Below are 20,400 nucleotides of genomic sequence, written 5' to 3' on the forward strand. Positions count from 1 at the left end.
TCGTCACGGACAGGAGGGGTTGCTCGCACGTGACCGCAGACTCGTTGGACATCGCGGAACTTCTGGAACTGTGGAACAACCGTTCCACGCCGGAGGTGACGTCGAATGTTCCCGCGCTGTTCGCCGCGCAGTGCGCGGCGACGCCGGACCGGATCGCCGTCGTCGACGGCGAACGCAGGCTCACCTACCGCGAGCTGCGGACCCGGGTGGCGCAACTGGCGCACGCCGTGCGTACCGCGACCGGAGACCGACCGGAAACCGTTGTCGCGGTGGGTGTTCCGCGGTCGGCCGAGATGGTGGTCGGTGTGCTCGCCGCGATGACGGCGGGCGCGGCGTTCGTGCCGCTGGACCCCACCTGGCCGGTGCACCGCCGGGCCCAGGTGCTCGCCGATTCCGGCGCGGTCGCGGCCTATATCGACCCGGACGACGAATCCGACTGGGGCGCGGCCCAGCTGCTGCGGGTCGCACTGCCCGACTGGCGCTTCGCCGACGAACCCACCACGTTGCCGACGATCACGGTCCACCCGGCCCAGCTGGCCTACGTCATCTTCACCTCGGGCTCCACCGGTAAGCCCAAGGGTGCGATGATCCGCCACGATGCGATCGCCGAGCGGCTGCAATGGCAGCGCGACCACATCCTGCATTTCGGCAAGCACGATCACATCGACGCGTCGCTGTTCAAAGCCCCGCTGTCGTTCGACATCTCGGTCAACGAGATCCTGCTGCCACTGGTCAGCGGCGGTCGGGTGGTGATCGCGGCCCCCGACGGTGAGAAGGACCCCGAGTATCTGCTCGACCTGATCCGCCGCGAACAGGTCACCTTCGTCTATCTGGTGTCCTCGATGCTCGACACCCTGCTCGAGCTGGACCGGCTGAGCCCGGCCGAGGGCAGCGCGCTGGCGTCGCTGCGGCACGTGTGGTGCGGCGGCGAGGTGCTGACGCCGGGACTGTTCGCCCGGTTCCGCAAACAGCTGTCCACCACGCTCTATCACGGCTACGGTCCCGCGGAGGCGACGATCGGTGTCTCCCACGTGATCTACCGGGACACCGCCGAACGCATCGCCACCTCGATCGGCAGGCCGAACCCGCACACCCAGCTCTATGTGCTCGACGACGATATGCGCCCGGTACCCCCCGGCGTTGGCGGTGAGCTGTACGCGGCGGGCTTCCTGCTCGGCCGGGGCTACGTCAACGCGGCGGGCCTGACCGCATCGCGGTTCGTCGCGAACCCGTTCGACCGCAACGGCTCCCGGATGTACCGCACGGGCGATCTGGCCCGCTGGACCCCCGACGGATCCCTGGAGTTCCTGGGCCGCGCCGACAACCAGGTGAAGATCGGCGGCCGCCGCGTCGAGCTCGAGGAGATCGAGTCGCAGCTGGCCGACCACCCCGCGGTGCGGCAGGCCGTCGTCGACGTGCACCGCCAGGGCGGCGCCGAGCAGCTGGTCGGGTATCTCGTGCTGACCGACGACACCGTGGAGCTCGACCAGATCGCGGAGTGGTGCCACGCCCGGTTGCCCGGCTACATGGTGCCCAAGGTGTTCATGACGCTGGACCGGGTTCCCGTCACCGCCAACGGCAAAACCGACCGGCGGGCACTGCCCGCCCCCGAACTCCCCCGCTCCCGCACCGTGACCGCGCCGCGCACACCGCGCGAAACCGTGCTGTGCGAGGCCTTCGCCGATGCGCTCGGCCTGGAAACCGTCGGCGTCGACGAGGACTTCTTCGGTCTGGGCGGGGACAGCATTGTCGCGATCCGGGTGGTGAGCCGGGTCCGGGGCGCCGGCTACACGTTGCGGGCGCGGGACATGTTCGCCCACCGCACCGTGGCGGCCCTCGCCCCGCTGCTGGCCGAATCCGGTGCCGCCGAGGCGATCACGATCGACCCGACCGGCCCGGTGCCGGCCACCCCGATCCTGCGCTGGCTCGACGAGGCCGGGGCCGACGGCTCGGTGCTCGACGGTTTCTACCAGGGCATGGCCCTGGTCACGCCGCCCGATCTGGACGAGCCGACGCTGCGGACCGTCCTCGCCACGGTGCTGCGCCGCCACCCGGTGCTGTGGGCCTCGAGCACCGGTGCCGCCGCGGACCTGACCATCGCCGAGCAGGCGCCGGCGGTGCACCTGGTGGTCGCCGATACCGACCGGGACCTGGTCCGACAGCTGGTCGGCGCCCTCGACCCGACCGGCGGGGTGATGATCGCCTTCGGCTGGGTGCGCGGCCATGGCGGGGGGCGGCTTTTGGTGATCGCCCACCACATCGTGGTCGACGGGGTGTCGCTGCGGATCCTGGCCGAGGACATCGCCACCGCGCACACCGGCGGCGAGTTCACCCCGGTCCCGACCTCGTGGCGGGCCTGGGCGCAACGCCTGGCCGAGGCGACCGGCTCCGGCGCTTTCGACGACGACCTCGACTATTGGCAGCGGGTCTGCGCGGTGCCGCAAACCGCATGGGGTGACCGGGAATTGGACCCGGCACGGGACACCGTGGCCGGTGAGTCCCGGCTCACCGTCGAACTGCCCGCCGGGGTCACCGACGCGATCCTCACCGCGGTGCCCGACCGGATCCACGGACATGTCAACGACGCGCTGGTGGCCGCGCTGTATCTGGCGCTGCGGGGCTGGCTGGCCGGGCGTGGCCACGACGAGCCCACGCTGGTGGTCGAGATGGAGGGCCACGGCCGCGAGGGCGAGCTCGTCGGTGACGCCGACCTGTCCGGCACGATCGGCTGGTTCACCACCCTCTACCCCGTCGCCCTGTCGGATCGCGAATTCGACTGGCACGCCGCCCTCACCGACGGCGACCAGCTCGGCCGCGCGGTGCGTTCGGTCAAGGACCAGCTGCGCGCCGTGCCGTCACACGGGTTCAGCTACGGCGCGCTGCGCTACCTGCGGTCCGGCACAACTGGACTGGCGTGCGCACCCCAGGTGCTGTTCAACTACCTGGGCCGGTTCGACAGCGCCGACCGGCCGTGGGCGTTCGCCCACCACGGAATCCTCGAAGACCGCGACCCGGCCATGCCGCTGCCCCGGCTGCTCGAGGTCAACGCCGAAGCGGTCGGTACTTCCGCGGGAACGGTGCTGCGCGCGACATTCAGCTGGCCGTCGGAGGCCGTCGCCGAAGCCGACGTGGCCGGCCTGGCCGCGAGCTGGACCGGGCTGCTGACCGCGATCGCCGAGACCGAGCAGGTCGGCGGGCACAGCGTGTCCGACTTCGACCGGATCGCGGTCACCGCAGACGATATCGCCGACATCGAGCGCGGCTATCCCGGGCTCGTCGACCTGCTGCCGCTCACCGCGGCACAGCAGGGCATCTACTTCCACTCGACGTTCAGCCGGCGCCACGACCCCTATGTGGTGCAGCAGATCGTCGACATCACCGGACCGCTCGACACCGAGCGGTTCCAGCGCGCCACCGTCGCCGTGACGGCCCGGCACCGGGCCCTCTCGGCGGCCTTCACCACACTCGCCGCCGGCACCCCGGTCGCCGTGCACGCGACGGTGACGCCCCCGGACTTCGATGTGGTGGACGCACGTGCCGCGGCCGACCCGGCGGCGGTGGCGGCCCAACGCGCCGAGTGGGAACGGACCCGCCGGTTCAACCTGGCCGCCGCCCCGCTGACCCGCTACACCCTGGTGCGCCGCGCCGACGACGTGCACACCATGATCCAGACCGTGCACCACATCGTGGCCGACGGCTGGTCGGTGCCACTCGTGCTCGACGATCTGCTCACCGCCTACACCGGTGCCGACTTCGAGGGTCCCGCACCGCAATTCCGGCGGTTTGTGGACTGGCTTGACACCCGCGATACGGCAGCCGACGAGGCCGCATGGGCGCCCGTGCTCGAGGGCGTCGACCAACCCACCCTGGTGTCGGCCGCCGACGGAGCCCGCGCAGTCGAGGCAGGCACCGGATTCGGCAGCCGTACCGCGACCCTGCCGCCGCGCACCGCGCTGGCCGTATCGGCAGGCAGCGCCGCGGTGACGGTGAGCACCCTGCTGCATGCGGCCTGGGGCGTCGCCCTCGGCCGGATCACCGGACGCGAGGACGTCGTATTCGGCACCGTGGTGTCGGGCCGCGGCGGCGACCTCGAGGGCGTCGACGGGATGGTCGGCCTGCTGGTCAACACCGTACCGGTGCGGGTGCGCTGGTCGGGTGACGAGCCGGTCGGTGCGATCGCCTCGCGGCTCGGACGGGCCGAGGCCGATGTGCTCGAGCACCATCATCTTCCGTTGACCACCGCGCACCGGCTGGCCGGGCTCCGCGTGCTATTCGACTCGCTGGTGGTCATCGAAAACCTCGGTTCCACCACACATTCCCGCGCCGAGCTGACCCTCGGCGAAATCGGTGTGGTCGAGGCACCGCACTATGCGCTGACCCTGATGATCACGGTGCGTGACACCGTGACCGTCACCGTGACCAACGACCGCGAGCAGGTCTCCGATGTGCTGGCCGACGCCGCGATCGCCGCGCTGTCCGACGTCCTCACCGCGGTGGCCGACGATCCCGACGTCACCGAACCGGGTATCGCCCTGGCCATCCGGCAGGCGCCGGTGCCCGGCGCGGGGACCGGCACGGTCACCGAGCTGATCGCCGCGGCGATCGCCGCCCACCGCGACGATGTGGCCATCGTCGCGGGCGAGGTGGCCTGGACATACGGCGAACTCGACGCCCGCGCAGCCGAACTCGGCCGCCGGCTGGCCGAGGCCGGGGTGCGGCGCGGCGATGTGGTGGCCCTGGCCACCCGCCGGTCGGCCGATCTCGTCGCCGCCATGTGGGCGGTCATCTCCTCGGGCGCGGCGTATCTGCCAATCGACCTGACCTACCCGGCGGACCGCCTCGTCTTCATGCTCGGCCACGCCCACCCGGCGGCCGCGATCGTCGACGAGGCCGGCCGGGCCGCCATCGGCGGGGCACTTCCCGAGGGCACCCCGGTGCTCGCGGCGACCGGGGACCGGGCCGAACCGCGAGTCCCGGTGCGTGTCACCGCGGCCGACGCGGTCTCGGTGCTCTACACCTCGGGCTCGACGGGCGAACCCAAGGCCGTGGTGGGTACCCACGGCGCCCTGGCCAACCGGCTGACCTGGGCCGTGCGGGACTGGCCTGCCACGGTGCGGGTGGCCAAGACCTCCCTGTCGTTCATCGACGGCACCACCGAACTGCTCGCGGGCCTGGTCGCGGGCGCCCGCACGATCCTCGCCGACGACGAGACGGTCCGCGACGGCACCCGGATCACCGAACTGGTCGCCGCGCACGGGGTCGAGCAGCTGCTGGCCGTGCCGTCGCTGGCCGCCGCGCTCGCCGAGGAACACCCCGACCGCCTCGGCTCACTGCGCCGCTGGATCGTCAGCGGTGAAGCCCTTGAACGCCAACACCTCACCGCGCTGCACGCCGCATGTCCCGAGGTCGAGGTGGTCAACTCCTACGGGTCGTCCGAGGTGACCGGCGACGTGCTGGCCGGCCCGCAGGACGACGCCGGCATCACCCTCGGCACGGCGGTCCCCGCCACCGGTGTCCGGATCCTGGACCACCGGCTGCGCGATCTGCCCGCCGGTGTCATCGGTGAGATCTACGTCGGCGGCGCCCAGTTGGCCCGGGGCTATCTGCACCGGGCCAGCCAGACCGCGAGCCGGTTCGTGGCGGCCGCCGACGGTGAGCGGATGTACCGCACCGGGGATCTGGGCGCCCGGCTGCCCGACGGGCGGATCGTGTTCGCCGGTCGCGCCGACGGACAGCTCAAGATCAACGGCCACCGGGTCGAACCCGGCGAGGTCGAGAGCGCGCTGGCCCGCAGGCCCGGGGTCGGTGAGGTCGCGGTCGTCGGGACGGGCTCGGTGCTGGCGGCCTTCGTGGTGGCCGACGCCGACGGACCCGGACCGGAGGATCTGCTGGCCGCGGCCGCCGCCGAGCTGCCGCGGCACCTGGTACCGACCGTGTTGCGGACCGTCGACCGGATCCCGCTGCTGCCCAACGGTAAACGCGATACCGCCGCGCTGCGGGACCTGATCGAGGGCGCACCCGCGGCCGGTGACGCGCAGGTGCAGCCCGCCGACGATCTGCAACGGACGATCGTCGATGTGGTCGCGGCCGTCCTCGGCCGGGACACCGTCAGCGCCGACGCCGACTTCTTCGCGCTCGGCGGTGACAGCATCGGCGCGATCCGGGTCACCAGCCGCCTGGGCCGGGCCGGGTACCAGGTGCGCGGCGAGGACGTGTTCCGCGGCCGCAGCGCGATCGGGCTGGCCGCCCTGCTCGCCGACCGGTCCCCCGCCGCGCCGGCACCCACCGGGCCGATCCCCCGGTTCGGCACGGTGCGGCTGTCCCCCGAGACGCTGGCAGCCCTCGTCGAAAGCGGTGGCGTCGAGGATATCTGGGCGATGTCGCCGCTGCAGCAGGGCGTCTACTACCAGAGCACGCTGGCCGATGCGGGCCCCACCTATATCGCGCAGAACACGTTCGAGTTCGACCGCAGGATCGATGTGGACGCGATGCGGCTGGCGTACCGCATGCTGCTCGCCCGCCACCCGCAGCTGCGGGCCGGGTTCCGCACCGTCGAACACGCCGAGCCCGACCCGGCGCCCGACGCGACCGCACTGGTCCAGGTGGTGATCGCCGAACCCCCGGCCGATATCGCCGTCGTCGACCTGTCCGCCGACACCGATCCGGAACCCGCCGCGAGACGCACCGCCGACACCGACCGCACCGCACCGTTCGACGTCGAGAACCCGCCGCTGCTGCGGCTCACCGTGATCCGGCTGCCCGACGGCCGCGACCGCATGCTGTTCACCTACCATTTCCTGCTGTTCGACGGCTGGTCCCGCGAACTGGTGCTGCGGGAGTTGTTCGCGCTGTACCAGTCCGGTGGCGAGACCGGAGCGGTGCAACCGCACGGCGATATGGTGGTGCGCCACCTGCGGTGGCTGACCGACCAGCACACCGACGGCGGGGATGACGCGACCGAGCGGGCCTGGCGTGAGCTGCTGGGTGGTCTGAGCGGACCGACCCTGGCCAGCGGCGTCGAACCCGGCCACCCCGACGCCAGCCCGGCCGCCGAGCCCGGGCGCATTGTGGTGACCGTGCCCGAGCCCACCACCGCACGGCTCTCGGAGCGCGCCACCGCCTCCGGTGTCACGCTCAATGCCGTGGTGACGGCGGCGGTCTCGGCCGTCACCGGATACCACGCCGGCACCGGTGACGTCGTCATCGGGACCACGGTCGCCGGCCGTCCCGGTGAGCTGATCGGGATCGACGAGACCATCGGGCTGTTCCTCAACACCGTGCCGGTGCGGGTCGACCTGGCACCGGGCCGTCCCGTCTCGGCCGCGATCACCGACATCGGCGCGCAACGCCTCGCGATGATGCGTCACGATCATCTCGGCCTCGGCCAGATTCAGCGCGCCGCAGGCGATTCCGCAGGCACCCTGTTCGACTCGCTGCTGGTGCTGCAGAACTTCCTCGACGACGACACGTTCGCCGACCTGGAAGCACGCCACGGCATCGTCGGCGTCGGCTACCACGACACCACGCACTTCCCGCTGACCTGGGTGCTGACCCCGGGCCGCGAGCTGACGGTCAAACTCGAATACCGGGTGATCGACGACGCCAGGGCCGCCGAGATGGTCGCCCAGCTGCGGACCGTGCTGGCCACCATCGCCGAACAACCCGATATCGCGGTCGGCGCACTCGACCTGATCGGCGGGCCGCGGCGGACCGAGCTGGAGCAGCGCTGGGCCGCGACCAGCCGACCCGTCGAACCGGTCACCATCGCCGAACTGCTGTCCCGGCGGGCCGAACTCATCCCCGACGAGGTGGCCCTGGTCTTCGGAGCCCAGTCGCTGACCTACCGCGAATTCGACGACCGGGTGACCCGATTCGCGCGGTACCTGCGGGGGCGCGGTGCCGCACCCGAGACCTTCGTCGCGCTGGCCCTGCCCCGGTCGATCGACATGGTCGTCGCCCTGTTCGCGGTGCTGCGGGCCGGTGCGGCCTACCTGCCGCTGGAACTGGACCTGCCGCTGGAGCGGCTGCGCACCATCATCACCGACGCCCGGCCGGTGCTGCTGGTGACCACCGGTGACCGCGCCGAGCTGATCGACTGCGCCCGCGGCCAGGACGCCGAGGTCATCGCGATGGACGACCCGGAAACCGTTACCGCGCTGGCCGATACACCCGCCCACCCGCTGACCGCTGCCGAGCTCGGTGCCTTCGCGGCGGGCGCCGCCCGGCTGGCCCACCCGGCGTACCTGATCTACACGTCGGGGTCGACGGGCCGGCCCAAGGGTGTGCTGACCGGCTATGCCGGCCTGACCAACATGTACTTCAACCATCGGGAGGCGATCTTCGACCCGACCGTGCGCCGCGCGGGATCGGCCGAGCCCCTGCGCATCGCGCACACCGTGTCGTTCTCGTTCGACATGTCCTGGGAGGAGCTGTTCTGGCTCGTCGAAGGACATCAGGTGCACATCTGCGACGAGGAACTCCGCCGCGACGCGCCCGCCCTGGTGGCCTACTGCCAGCGCAATCGGGTCGACGTCATCAACGTCACGCCCACCTACGCGCATCATCTGATCGACGCCGGACTGCTCGGCGGCGGTGACGGCCACACCCCGGCCCTGGTGCTGCTGGGCGGCGAGGCGGTCAGCGAGGGTGTGTGGGCCAGGCTGCGCGATGAGCCGGCCTCGGCGGGCTACAACCTCTACGGCCCCACCGAGTACACCATCAACACGCTCGGTGGCGGCACCGCCGACAGCGCCACACCGACTGTCGGCCAACCGATCTGGAACACCAGGGGCTATGTGCTGGACGCCGCGCTGCGTCCGGTGCCCGACGGCGCCACCGGCGAACTGTACATCGCCGGGACCGGTCTGGCCCGCGGCTACCACAACCGGGCCGGCCTGACCGCGGCGTCGATGGTGGCCGACCCGTACCTGCCGGGTGGGCGGATGTACCGCACCGGCGACCTGGTGCGCCGCAGGCCCGGCCCCGCCGAGCCGGGCATCCTGGACTACCTCGGCCGGGCCGACGACCAGGTCAAGATCCGCGGCTACCGGGTCGAGCTCGGCGAGGTCGAGTCGGTACTCGCCGAGGCGCCCGGGGTGGCCCGGTGCGCCGTGGTGGCCCGCTCGAGCGGCACCACTCCCCCGGTGAAAACCCTGGCCGCCTATGTGATTCCAGTAGACGCCGAAGCCGACCGCGGCGACCTCGTGACCGGGCTGCGCGACCATCTCGCCGACCGGCTGCCCGGCTACATGGTGCCGACCCGCTACGGCGTGGTCGACGCGCTGCCGCTGACCATCAACGGCAAGCTCGACGTGGCCGCCTTGCCCGAGCCGGTCGCCGCGACCCGCACCGACGGACGCGCCCCGCGCACCGAACGTGAGGCGACCCTGCTGCAGATCGTCACCTCGGTGCTCGGCGCCGACGGGATCGGCGTCGACGACGACTTCTTCACCCTCGGCGGTGACAGCATCTCGTCGATCGCGGTGTGCGGCCGGGCCCGCAAGGCCGGCATCGCCATCACCCCGCGCGACGTGTTCCGCAGGCGGACCGTCGCCGCACTCGCCGCCGCCGCAACCACGTCGGCCGCACCGCGATCCGCGCCGGACACCGGGATCGGTGCCGTCACGGCCACGCCGATGTTGGCCGAGACCGAACAGGCCGGCACCCCGCTGGCCAACTTCTATCAGGCCATGGTGGTGGCCACGCCCGCCGGAGCCACCGCCCGGGCGGTCGAGAGCGCGCTGCGCGCGGTGGTCGAGGCCCACGCCATGCTGCGCGCCCGGCTCGAGACCACCGGCGACGGCTGGACCCTGGCCGTCGGCGACACCGCGGCGCCGGTGGACCTCACGGTCCGCCGCGGCGCACTCACCGCGGCCGATGCCGAAGCGGCCAAGGCGCGGGCCGCCGCCGAACTGGCACCCCACGACGGGATCATGGTGCGCGCGGTGTGGTACGACACCCCCGGCGCGAACGGCCAACTGCTGCTGGTCATTCACCACCTGGTGATCGACGGGGTGTCCTGGCGGATCATCACCGACGATCTGAGCCGAGCCTGGTCGGGCGCCGCACTCGACCCCGTGCCGACCTCGTTTCGCACCTGGTCGCAGGCGATCGCGCGGACCCGGTTCGACGAGGCAGGCTACTGGAACGACGTGCTGGCCACGCCCGATCCCGACCTGGGCACCCGCCCGCTCGACCCGGCCGTCGACACCGCCCAAACCGTACGCAGCCACCGGGTTGCGCTGCCCACCGAGGTCAGCTCGGCATTGCTGTCGAGCGTCCCGGCGCAGATGTACGGCGGGGTCAACGATGTGCTGCTGACCGCCCTGGCGATCGCGCTGGCCCAGTGGCGTGCCGACCGCGGCCAGTCCCATGGCAGCGCGGCACTGCTCAACCTCGAAGGCCACGGCCGCGAATCCGACCTGGTGGCAGGCGATCTGGATCTGTCGAGGACCATCGGATGGTTCACCTCGATCTACCCGGTGCGGGTCGATCCGGGCACCCTGACCTGGGAGCAGGTCCTGGCCGCGGGTCCCGACCTGGCCAGGGCGGCCAAGGACGTCAAGGAACAACTGCGCACCGTACCGGGCCGGGGGTTGGGTTACGGTGTGCTGCGCTATCTCGACGAGAGCCGGCCGCTGGCGGGCGCCGCGCCGCAGATCCTGTTCAACTACCTGGGCCGGTTCGCCGGGGGCAGCGGAGCCGACTGGCAGCCGGTCGCCGAATTCGGCGCCCTCAGTGAGGGTGTCGACCCGAGCAACCCCGCCGTGGCACTCGAGATCAACGCACTCGCCGAGGACCGGCCCGACGGCACGGTGCTGTCGATGACGCTGGCCTGGCCGGGCGGGCTGCTCGAGGACGACGACGTCGACGACCTGGGCTCGATGTGGGTGGCCGCGCTTACCGCACTGACCCGCTGCGGCTCCCTGACCGGGCACACCCCGTCCGACTTCGGGCTGATCAGCCTCACCCAGGACGATATCGACGGGTGGGAGCGGTCCGGGCGCCTCGACGAGGTGCTGCCGCTGCTGCCGTTGCAGGAGGGCATGTACTTCCACCATGCCTTCGGGGACGGCGTGGACACCTATCAGGTGCAGCAGATCGCGCGGCTGTCCGGACCGGTCGACCCGGACGTGCTGCGGACCAGCCTGCACGCGGTGCTGACCCGGCACCAGGCGCTGCGGGCCACGTTCCGCGAACTGGCCGACGGCAGCCTCGCCCAGGTGATCTGGGCGGAGGCCCCGGTCGAACTCGAGGTCGTCGAGGCAACCGATATCGACGGTATTGCCGCGCAGCGGTTGTCGCGTCCGTTCGACCTGGCGCAGGCACCGCTGGTGCGCTACACCCTGGTGCGGATGGGTGCCGGCGAGCACCGGCTGATCCAAACCATGCATCACATCGTCGCCGACGGCTGGTCCTACCCGGTGATGTTCACCGATATCGTCGGGCACTACAACGCGGCCGTCGGCGCCGGACCGGCACCACAGGGCCTCACCGTGACCCTGCGCGACCACATCGAAGCCGTCACCGGCGGCGACCGGGATGCCGCCCGCAGGGCCTGGGCGGACGCACTCGACGGGGCCGAACCCACCACGCTGGTTCCGCGCGGCGCCAACCGCACCGTGGGCGAACACCGCAACGTCGTACGCCGGCTCAGCCCCGAGGCCACCGCCGCGGTCCTGGCGGCCGCCCGGGACCGGGGGCTGACCGTGAGCACCGTGCTGCACGGCGCCTGGGGCCTGCTGCTGGGCCGGCTGCTCGGCCGCGACCACGTCGTGTTCGGCTCCACGGTCTCGGGCCGCGGCGGGGAGCTGGCCGGCACCGAATCCATTGTCGGGCTGCTGATCAACACCATCCCGGTACCGATGGCGTGGCGGCCGCACGCCCCGATCGGCACGGCCATGGCCGAGCTGCAGGACCGGCAGAGCGCGCTGCTGGAAGCCCAGCAGGTGGGCCTGGCCGAGCTGGCCCGGATGACCGGGACCAGAGAACTCTTCGACACCATGGTCGTCGTCGAGAACTTCCCGGCCACCTCATCGGAGGAACCCCGCGATCCGCGGGGCATCGGATGGGGCGGATTCACCGGCACCGACTCACCGCACTACCCGGTGTCATTCGTCGCCTATGCACACGACGAACTGGCGCTCGAGATCAAATACGACACCGCGCTGGTGACCGAGACCGCCGCCGACCGGTACGCCGAACGGATCGAACGGATCCTGACCACGTTCGCCGAGCGGCCCGAAACCCCGGTCAGCGCCATCGATCTGCGCACCGAAACCGAACGCGCATTCGCCGGGGACGTGGCCGCCCGCCCCGGGCCGGACCGCCGCCTCGACCAGATGTTCGCCGCGGTGGTCGCGGGTTCGCCCGACGCGATCGCGGTCAGCTGCGGTCCGGACCGGCTCAGCTACGCCGACCTCGACGCCAGGGCGTCGGCGGTGGCCGCGAGCCTGATCGAACTCGGGGTGCGGGCCGAATCCCGGGTCGCGGTGGCGATCCCGCGCTCGACTGACCTGATAGTCGGACTGCTGGCGGTGATCAAGGCGGGCGGCACCTACGTGCCGCTGGACATCGGATCGCCCGCCGCGCGGCTCAAACACATCCTGGACGACTCGGCACCGGTGTGCGTCCTCGCCGACACCGCCGACCGGGTCGGTACCGGGCTCCCGGTGCTCATCCTGTCCGAGGCCGCCACCCGGGCGGAGCCCGCGCCGCTGCCGGAACCGGCGGGCTCGGCCGACTCGAGTGCGTACATCATCTACACCTCCGGATCCACCGGGGTGCCGAAAGGCGTTGCCGTCACCCACCGCAACGTGGCCGCGTTGTTCGCGGGCACCGCGCAGGGCGCGGCGGCGCCCTATGAGTTCGGTCCCGACGACGTGTGGACCATGTTCCACTCCGCGGCGTTCGACTTCTCGGTGTGGGAACTGTGGGGGCCGTTGCTGCACGGCGGCAGGCTGATCGTCGTCGAACAGGACGATGCCCGCGACCCGGAGCGCTTCCTGACCCTGCTGGCCCGCGAACGGGTCACGGTGCTCAACCAGACCCCCTCGGCGTTCTACCCGCTGATCGAGGCCGACGGCCGGCTGCGTCCCGACCTCGCGTTGCGGTACGTGATCTTCGGTGGCGAGGCACTCGATCTGCCCAGGCTCGCACCGTGGTACGAACACCACCGGGCCGACGCGCCCGCGCTGGTCAACATGTACGGGATCACCGAGACCTGTGTGCACGTCTCACATCGCCCGCTGGCACCCGCCGACACCGACGCAGGCGACAGCGTGATCGGTGGACCGGTCCCCGGGCTGCGGATCCACCTGCTCGACGATCACCTGCAGCCGGTCCCGGCCGGCGTGGTCGGTGAGATGTACATCGCGGGTGGGCAGCTGGCCCGCGGCTACGTCGGGCGGCCCGAGCTGACCGCGACCCGGTTCGTGGCCAACCCGTTCGACGCGGCCGGTGAGCGGCTGTACCGCAGCGGCGACACCGCGATGTGGACCGACACCGGTGACCTGGTGTACCTGGGCCGCTCCGATCAGCAGGTCAAGGTCCGCGGGTACCGCATCGAGCTCGGTGAGGTGGAGTCGGCGCTGGCCGCCCTGCCCGGGGTCAGCAACGCCGCGGCCGACGTCCGCGGCGACGACACCGGCCGGGTCCGGCTGATCGGATACCTGGTGGGCCGCGAGCGGCTCGATACCGGTGTGCTGCGAACCGAACTCGCGCAACGCCTGCCGGACTACATGATGCCGTCGGCCCTGATCCCCATCGACGCACTGCCCCTGACCGTCAACGGTAAGTTGGACCGCACGGCCCTGCCCGACCAGGAGGCCCCGAGCGCGGCGGCGCCGGTGTCACCCGCCCCGGCCGACGACACCGCGGCACTGCTCGCGACCCTGTCCACCGAGATCCTCGGCAGCACAGTCGGAGTCGACGACGACTTCTTCACCGCCGGCGGGGACAGCATTGTCGCGATCCAACTGGTCAACCGGGCCCGGCGGCACGGCGTGCGGATCACCCCGCAGCAGGTGTTCGCCCAGCGCACCCCGGCGGCCCTGGCCACCGTGATCGGCACCGCGGCACCGGTACCGGACCCGGCCGAGGACGCAGGCCCGGACCTGGGCGAGGTGATGCTGACGCCCATCGTGCAGCGCCTCGCCGAACTCGGCGGACCGATCTCGCGGGTCAACCAGACCGAGCTGCTGCGCACCCCCGCAGGCCTGTCCGGCGAGCAGGTGGCCGCCGCGGTCAACGCGGTGATCGCGCGCCACGACGCGCTGCGGATCCGGCTGCACCGGCCGTCCCCGCTGCTGTGGTCGCTGGAAACCACTGCCGCAGAACCGATCCCGGTCACCACCGTGGCCGCGGCCGGGGTCGACGAGGACCGGCTGCGGGAACTCGTCGCCGCCGAATCCGACGCCGCGGTCGGCCGGCTCGACCCCGACGCCGGTGTGGTCGTGGCGGCCTGCTGGCTCGACCGCGGCGCCGACCACCAGGGCCGACTGATCCTCGCCGCGCACCACCTGGCCGTCGACGGGGTGTCCTGGCGGATCGTCATCGACGACCTGGCGGAGGTCTGCGACCAGGTGAGGGCGGGACGACACCCGGTGCTGGCGCCGGTCCCGACGTCGATCCGGACCTACGCCCGCACGGTCAGCGAGAACGCCCAACACGCGGCCAGGCTGGCCGAGTTCGAGCACTGGACCTCGGTGCTGGCGCCCGGCGGGGAGCTGAAACCGCAGGCCAACACCATGACACTGACCGTCGGTTCCACCCGCGACCACGAGATCAGGCTGTCGGCCGAACAGACCCTGCCGCTGCTCACCACGGTGCCCGCGGCGGCCAACGCCGATATCACCGAAACCCTGGTCGCCGCACTGCATGTGGCGCTGCACCGGTGGCGCACCGCGGGTGGCGGCGATCCGGCGGCACCGGTGGTGCTCGACCTGGAGCGGCACGGCAGGGACGGTTGGGGTGACGAACTGGACCTGTCCCGCACGGTCGGCTGGTTCACCGCGATCGCACCGGTACGGTTACCCGCCCCCGGCGAGGATCCGCTCGGCGTGCTCAAAGACGTCAAGGAGCGGCTGCGGTCCGCACCCGACGGCGGGCTCGGCTACGGCCAACTGCGGTACTGCAATCCGCGCACGGCCGCGGCGCTCGGCCGGATGCCGGTCCCCCAGGTGCTGTTCAACTATCTGGGCCGGTGGGCCGCCGACGCCCCCGACGACTGGGCCTCGGCACCCGAGGTGGACGCGTTGCGCACCGCCCCCGACCCCGGCCTCGGCACCCCGTACGTGCTGGAGGTCAACGCGATCTGCGACGAGACCGTCGACGGCCCCCGGCTGCGGGCCACCCTGACCTACGCCGACGGAGAACTGACCGCCGACGAGGCCGACGATCTGGGCAGGCAGTGGAGCGCCGCGCTGGCCGAACTCACCGGCGCGGTCGGTTCCGGCACCCCGGCACCCGCGCTGACCCCGTCGGACCTGCCGCTGGTCGAGCTGACCCAGCAGCAGATCGACCGGGTCAGCACCGCGGTGGGCCAACCGGTCGAGACCATCTGGCCGCTGTCACCGCTGCAGGAGGGCGTCTACTTCCAGGCCCGCTACGCCTCCGCCGCCGTCTACATCGTGCAGAACGTGTTCGACTTCGCCGAGCCGATCGACGTCGACGCTCTGCGCACCGCCTACTCGGCGGTGATGGCCCGAAACCCGGTACTGCGAAGCGGGTTCTGGGCCGACGATCTGCCCGGGCCGGTGGCCGCGGTGGCGGCCGCCCCGGTATGTGAACCCGAGGTGGTGGACCTCACCGCGCTGACCGGTGACCGGCGCGCGGATCGACTCGCCGAGGTCACCGCCGCCGACCGGCTGCGCACCTTCGACCTGTCCGCCCCACCACTGGCCCGGATGACCGTGATCCGCACCGGCGCACAGGACCGGCTGATCCTCAGCTACCACTTCCTGCTGCTGGACGGCTGGTCGCGCGAGCAGCTGCTGCGGGAACTGTTCGCCGAATACACCGCCACCCGGCGCGGCCAACGGACCGAACTGCCCGGCGCGGAAGCCGATTTCACCGACTATCTGCGCTGGCTGGCCGGCCGCGACCGGTCGGAGTCGGCCGCCCGCTGGGTCGATTCGCTGGCCGGTCTCCCGGCCCCGACCCTGCTGGTGCCCGCCGCGGCAGGCACCGATCCGACCCTGGCGCTGCGCCTGGAATTCATCCTGACCGAGGAGCAGACCGCGGCGCTGACCGCAGCCGGCCGGGCCGCCGGCGTCACCCTCAACGCCGTGGTGTCCACCGCGCTGGCGCTGGTGCTGGCCTACGAATCCGGTGGCTCCGATGTGGTTTTCGGGTCGACGGTGGCGGGACGCCCCACCGACCTGGACGGCATCGACACCGTCATCGGGTTGTTCCTCAACACCGTCCCGACCAGGGTGCGCCTCGACCCGACGCGATCGGTCGCCGACACCATGCGCGCCGTGCAGTCCGACCGGCTGAACCTGATGGACCATGAGTACCTGGGTCTCGGCGACATCCAACGGGCCCTGGTCGCCGCCGACCGTGACAACGGTGCGCTCGCCGGTGGCGGGGCCCTGTTCGACAGCCTCTATGTGCTGCAGAACTTCCTCGACGACGACACCTTCACCGATATGGAATCCGAGCACGGCATCGTCGGGCACGATTCCGTCGACGCCTCGCACTACCCGCTGACCTGGGTGGCCTCGCCGGGCCGTCGGTTCTGGATGAAGCTGGAGTACCGGCCCGACGTCGTCGAAACGGATTATGCGCAAGGCCTTCTGGACCGGCTGCGGCAGGTGCTGCTGGCACTGGCCGCCGGCGGCGACACCGAGCTGGCCACCCTCGAGCTGACCCGCCCCGCCGAGCGCGAGACCTGGGCTGAGCGCGATCGGCGGACCGACCACGACCTGCCCCGCGCCACGGTCATCGACCTGCTCGCCGAACGGGCGGCCGAATCGGCCACCCTGACCGCCCTGGTGTGCGGCGAGGACCGCGTCGACTACGCCGAGTTGACCGCCCGGGTCAACCGGCTGGCCTGGGTGCTGCGCGGCCGTGGCATCGGGCCGGAAACCACGGTGGCGCTGGCGGTTCCACGCTCGATCGAGGCCGTCGTCGCGCTGTTCGCGGTGCTGCGGGCCGGCGGCGCCTACCTGCCGCTGGAACTCGACTACCCCGACGAGCGGCTCGCGGTGATGCTCGCCGACGCCGGCCCGGTGTGCGTGCTGGCCACCGGGGCCACCGAGGCGCGACTGCGGGCGGTGACGCCGGCACCGGTGGCGGTGCTCGACGGTGCCGAGCTGCGCACCGAACTGGATGCCGCGCGGGCCGACTGGGACGGGTATTCACCGCGTCCCGACGAACCCGCCTACGTCATCTACACCTCGGGTTCCACCGGTAAACCGAAGGGCGTCGTCACCCCGCACCGCGGGCTGACCAACATGCACCTCAACCACCGGGAGGCCATCTTCGCGCCGGCCATCGCCAGGGCCGGCGGCAGGCGGCTGACCATCGCCCACACCGTGTCGTTCTCGTTCGACATGTCCTGGGAAGAGTTGCTGTGGCTCATCGAAGGTCACGAGGTGCACATCTGCGACGAGGTGCTGCGCCGCGACGCGACCGCGCTGGTGGCCTACTGCCACGCGCATGCGGTCGACGTCGTCAACGTCACCCCCACCTATGCGGCGCTGCTGTTCGAGGAGGGCCTGCTCGATCCGGACGGCCATCCGCCGGTGCTGGTGCTGCTCGGTGGCGAAGCCGTCTCGACCACCGTGTGGAACCGGCTGCGCGACAACGACTCCTGGTACGGATACAACCTGTACGGCCCGACCGAGTACACCATCAACACGCTCGGCGGTGGCACCGACGACAGCCCCACCCCCACCGTCGGCACACCGATCTGGAACACCCGTGCGCACATCCTCGACGGCTGGCTGCGTCAGGTACCCGACGGCGTCCCCGGTGAGCTCTACATCGCCGGCGCCGGGCTGGCGCGGGGTTACCTCGGCCAACCCGGGCTGACCGCGACGCGATTCGTCGCCAACCCGTTCGGCGGCGGCCGGCTGTACCGGACCGGTGACCTCGTGGTCCGGCGGCCCGACGGCAACCTCGACTTCCTCGGCCGCACCGACGACCAGGTCAAGATCCGCGGCTACCGCGTCGAACTCGGTGATATCGAGGCCGCGCTCGCCGCGCATCCGGCGGTGGCCCAGGCCGCGGTGATCGCCCGCCCCGACCCCAGGACCGCGGGCTCGCACCGGCTGGTCGGCTACGTGGTGCCTGCGGCGGGCGGCGCGGACCTGCTCACCGAACTGCGGGCACATCTGGCCGGCCTGCTGCCCTCGTACATGGTGCCGACCGCGATGACCACCCTCGACGAGATCCCGCTGACCGACAACGGAAAACTCGATGTGCGGTCCCTGCCGGAGGTGGCGCTCACCGGCGGTCAGGGCGGCCGTGCCCCACGGACACCCGCCGAGGAGAAGCTGTGCGGACTGTTCGGTGAGGTGCTCGGTGTCGACGCGGTGAGCGCCGACGACGACTTCTTCGACCTGGGCGGCCACTCGCTGCTGACCATCCGGTTGATCAGCCGGGTCCGGGCCGACTTCGGCGTGGAGCTGTCCCTCGGCGATGTGTTCAACGCCCGCACCGTCGCCACCCTCGCGCAGCACCTGTCCGCCGCGGGGGGCGCCGCCCCACGCCCCGAACTGGTCGCCGGACCACGCCCGGACCGGATCCCAGCGTCCGCGGCCCAGGAACGGCTGCTGGTGCTGGACCGGCTCGGCGAGACCGCGACGGCCTACAACTATCCCCTGGTGTTCACGGTGCGCGGCAACCTCGACCCGCAGGTGCTGCACGACGCCCTGACCGACGTCGCCGACCGGCACGAGTCGCTGCGCACGGTGTTCGACGAGCACGACGGTGTCTACCACCAGCGGGTCCTGCCGCGCGGCACCCGACCGCCGCTGACCGTCACCGATCGCGGTGCGGACGAGGCAGACGCGGCGGTCGATGCGGCCGTCGACCACCACTTCGACCTGAGCGCCGAAATCCCGTTGCGGGCCCACGTATTCCGGGCCGGCGCCGACGAGCACACCGTGCTGCTGCTGCTGCACCACATCGCGACCGACGAATGGTCGGACGGGCCGTTGCTGGCCGACCTGAACGCGGCCTATGCCGCCCGCCGTGACCGCACCGGCGCGGCCCTGCCCGAATTGCCGGTCCAGTACGCGGATTACACGCTGTGGCAGCGGACCCTACTGGCCGAGGCCGGCGAGGCGCAGCGAGAACACTGGCGCACCGCGCTGGCCGGTGCCCCCGACGAGATGGCGCTGCCCACCGACCGGCCCCGGCCGAACCGGCCCAGCGGCGCGGGCGGCACCCTGCATGTCGAGCTGGACCCGGAAACGGTCACCGCGCTGCGTGCCCTTGTCGACGGGCGGCAGGCCAGCATGGTGATGGCCCTGCACGCCGCCGTGGCCGTACTGGTGCACCGGCTCGGCGCCGGGGACGACATCGTCGTGGGCACCCCGGTCGCCGGCCGCGACGACGCCGCACTCGACGAGGTGGTCGGGTTCTTCGTCAACACCGTGGTGCTGCGGGCCGATCTTTCGGGCAACCCGTCCTTCGCCGACCTGCTGGGCCGGCTGCGCACGGCCGACCTGGCCGCGTTCGCGCATCAGGACCTCCCGTTCGATCAGCTTGTGGAGGAGCTCAATCCGCCCCGCGTCGCGGGCCGCAACCCGTTGTTCAACCTGTTCGTCGGCTACCACCGCGGCGACGGAGCCGAGACCGGGATGTTCGGCCTGCCGACCCGGTGGCACGAGCCCGCGGTGACGGCGGCGATGTTCGATCTGGGCTTCACCCTGATCGAGCACGGCGGGGACGCGACGATCATGGCCGAGTTCGCGGCCGACCTGTTCGACGAATCGACCGTTCGCACCCTGGCGCAACGGCTGGTGGCGGTCTTCGACCGGGTCGCGGCCGATCCGTCGCTGCGGATCGGGGCGATCGACCTGCTCGGGCCCGGTGAACGGGACGCCCTGATCGCCGGCATCAACCACACCGATCACGATGTCGAGCCGGTGTCGCTGGGCGACCTGGTGTCCCGGCAGGCCCGCCGCACACCCGATGCTCCGGCGGTGCGCTACGAGGGCCGGGACCTGTCCTACGCCGACCTCGACGACTGGTCGGACCGGTTGGCGGCCGATCTGTCCGGTCGAGGCACCCGGCCGGGCGATGTCGTCGGGGTGAGCCTGCCCCGATCGACCGAACTGGTGGTGGCGCTGCTCGCGGTGGCGAAGGCGGGTGCGGCGTTCCTGCCGCTGGACCCCGAGTACCCGGCGGACCGGCTCGCGATGCAGGAACTGCTGGCCAAGGCGCTCA

The 20,400-nt window shown here is 71.8% G+C and carries 1 protein-coding gene; it reads left to right on the plus strand.

What is annotated here, in order from left to right; all coding sequences use genetic code 11:
* Positions 1 to 29 precede the first annotated feature (29 nt).
* On the plus strand, positions 30 to 20,400 hold a 20,371-nt coding region (locus ACWDTP_RS16545; protein ID WP_450021552.1), incomplete at its 3' end, for an amino acid adenylation domain-containing protein.

The sequence above is a fragment of the Mycobacterium sp. NPDC003449 genome (genome assembly GCF_053588415.1).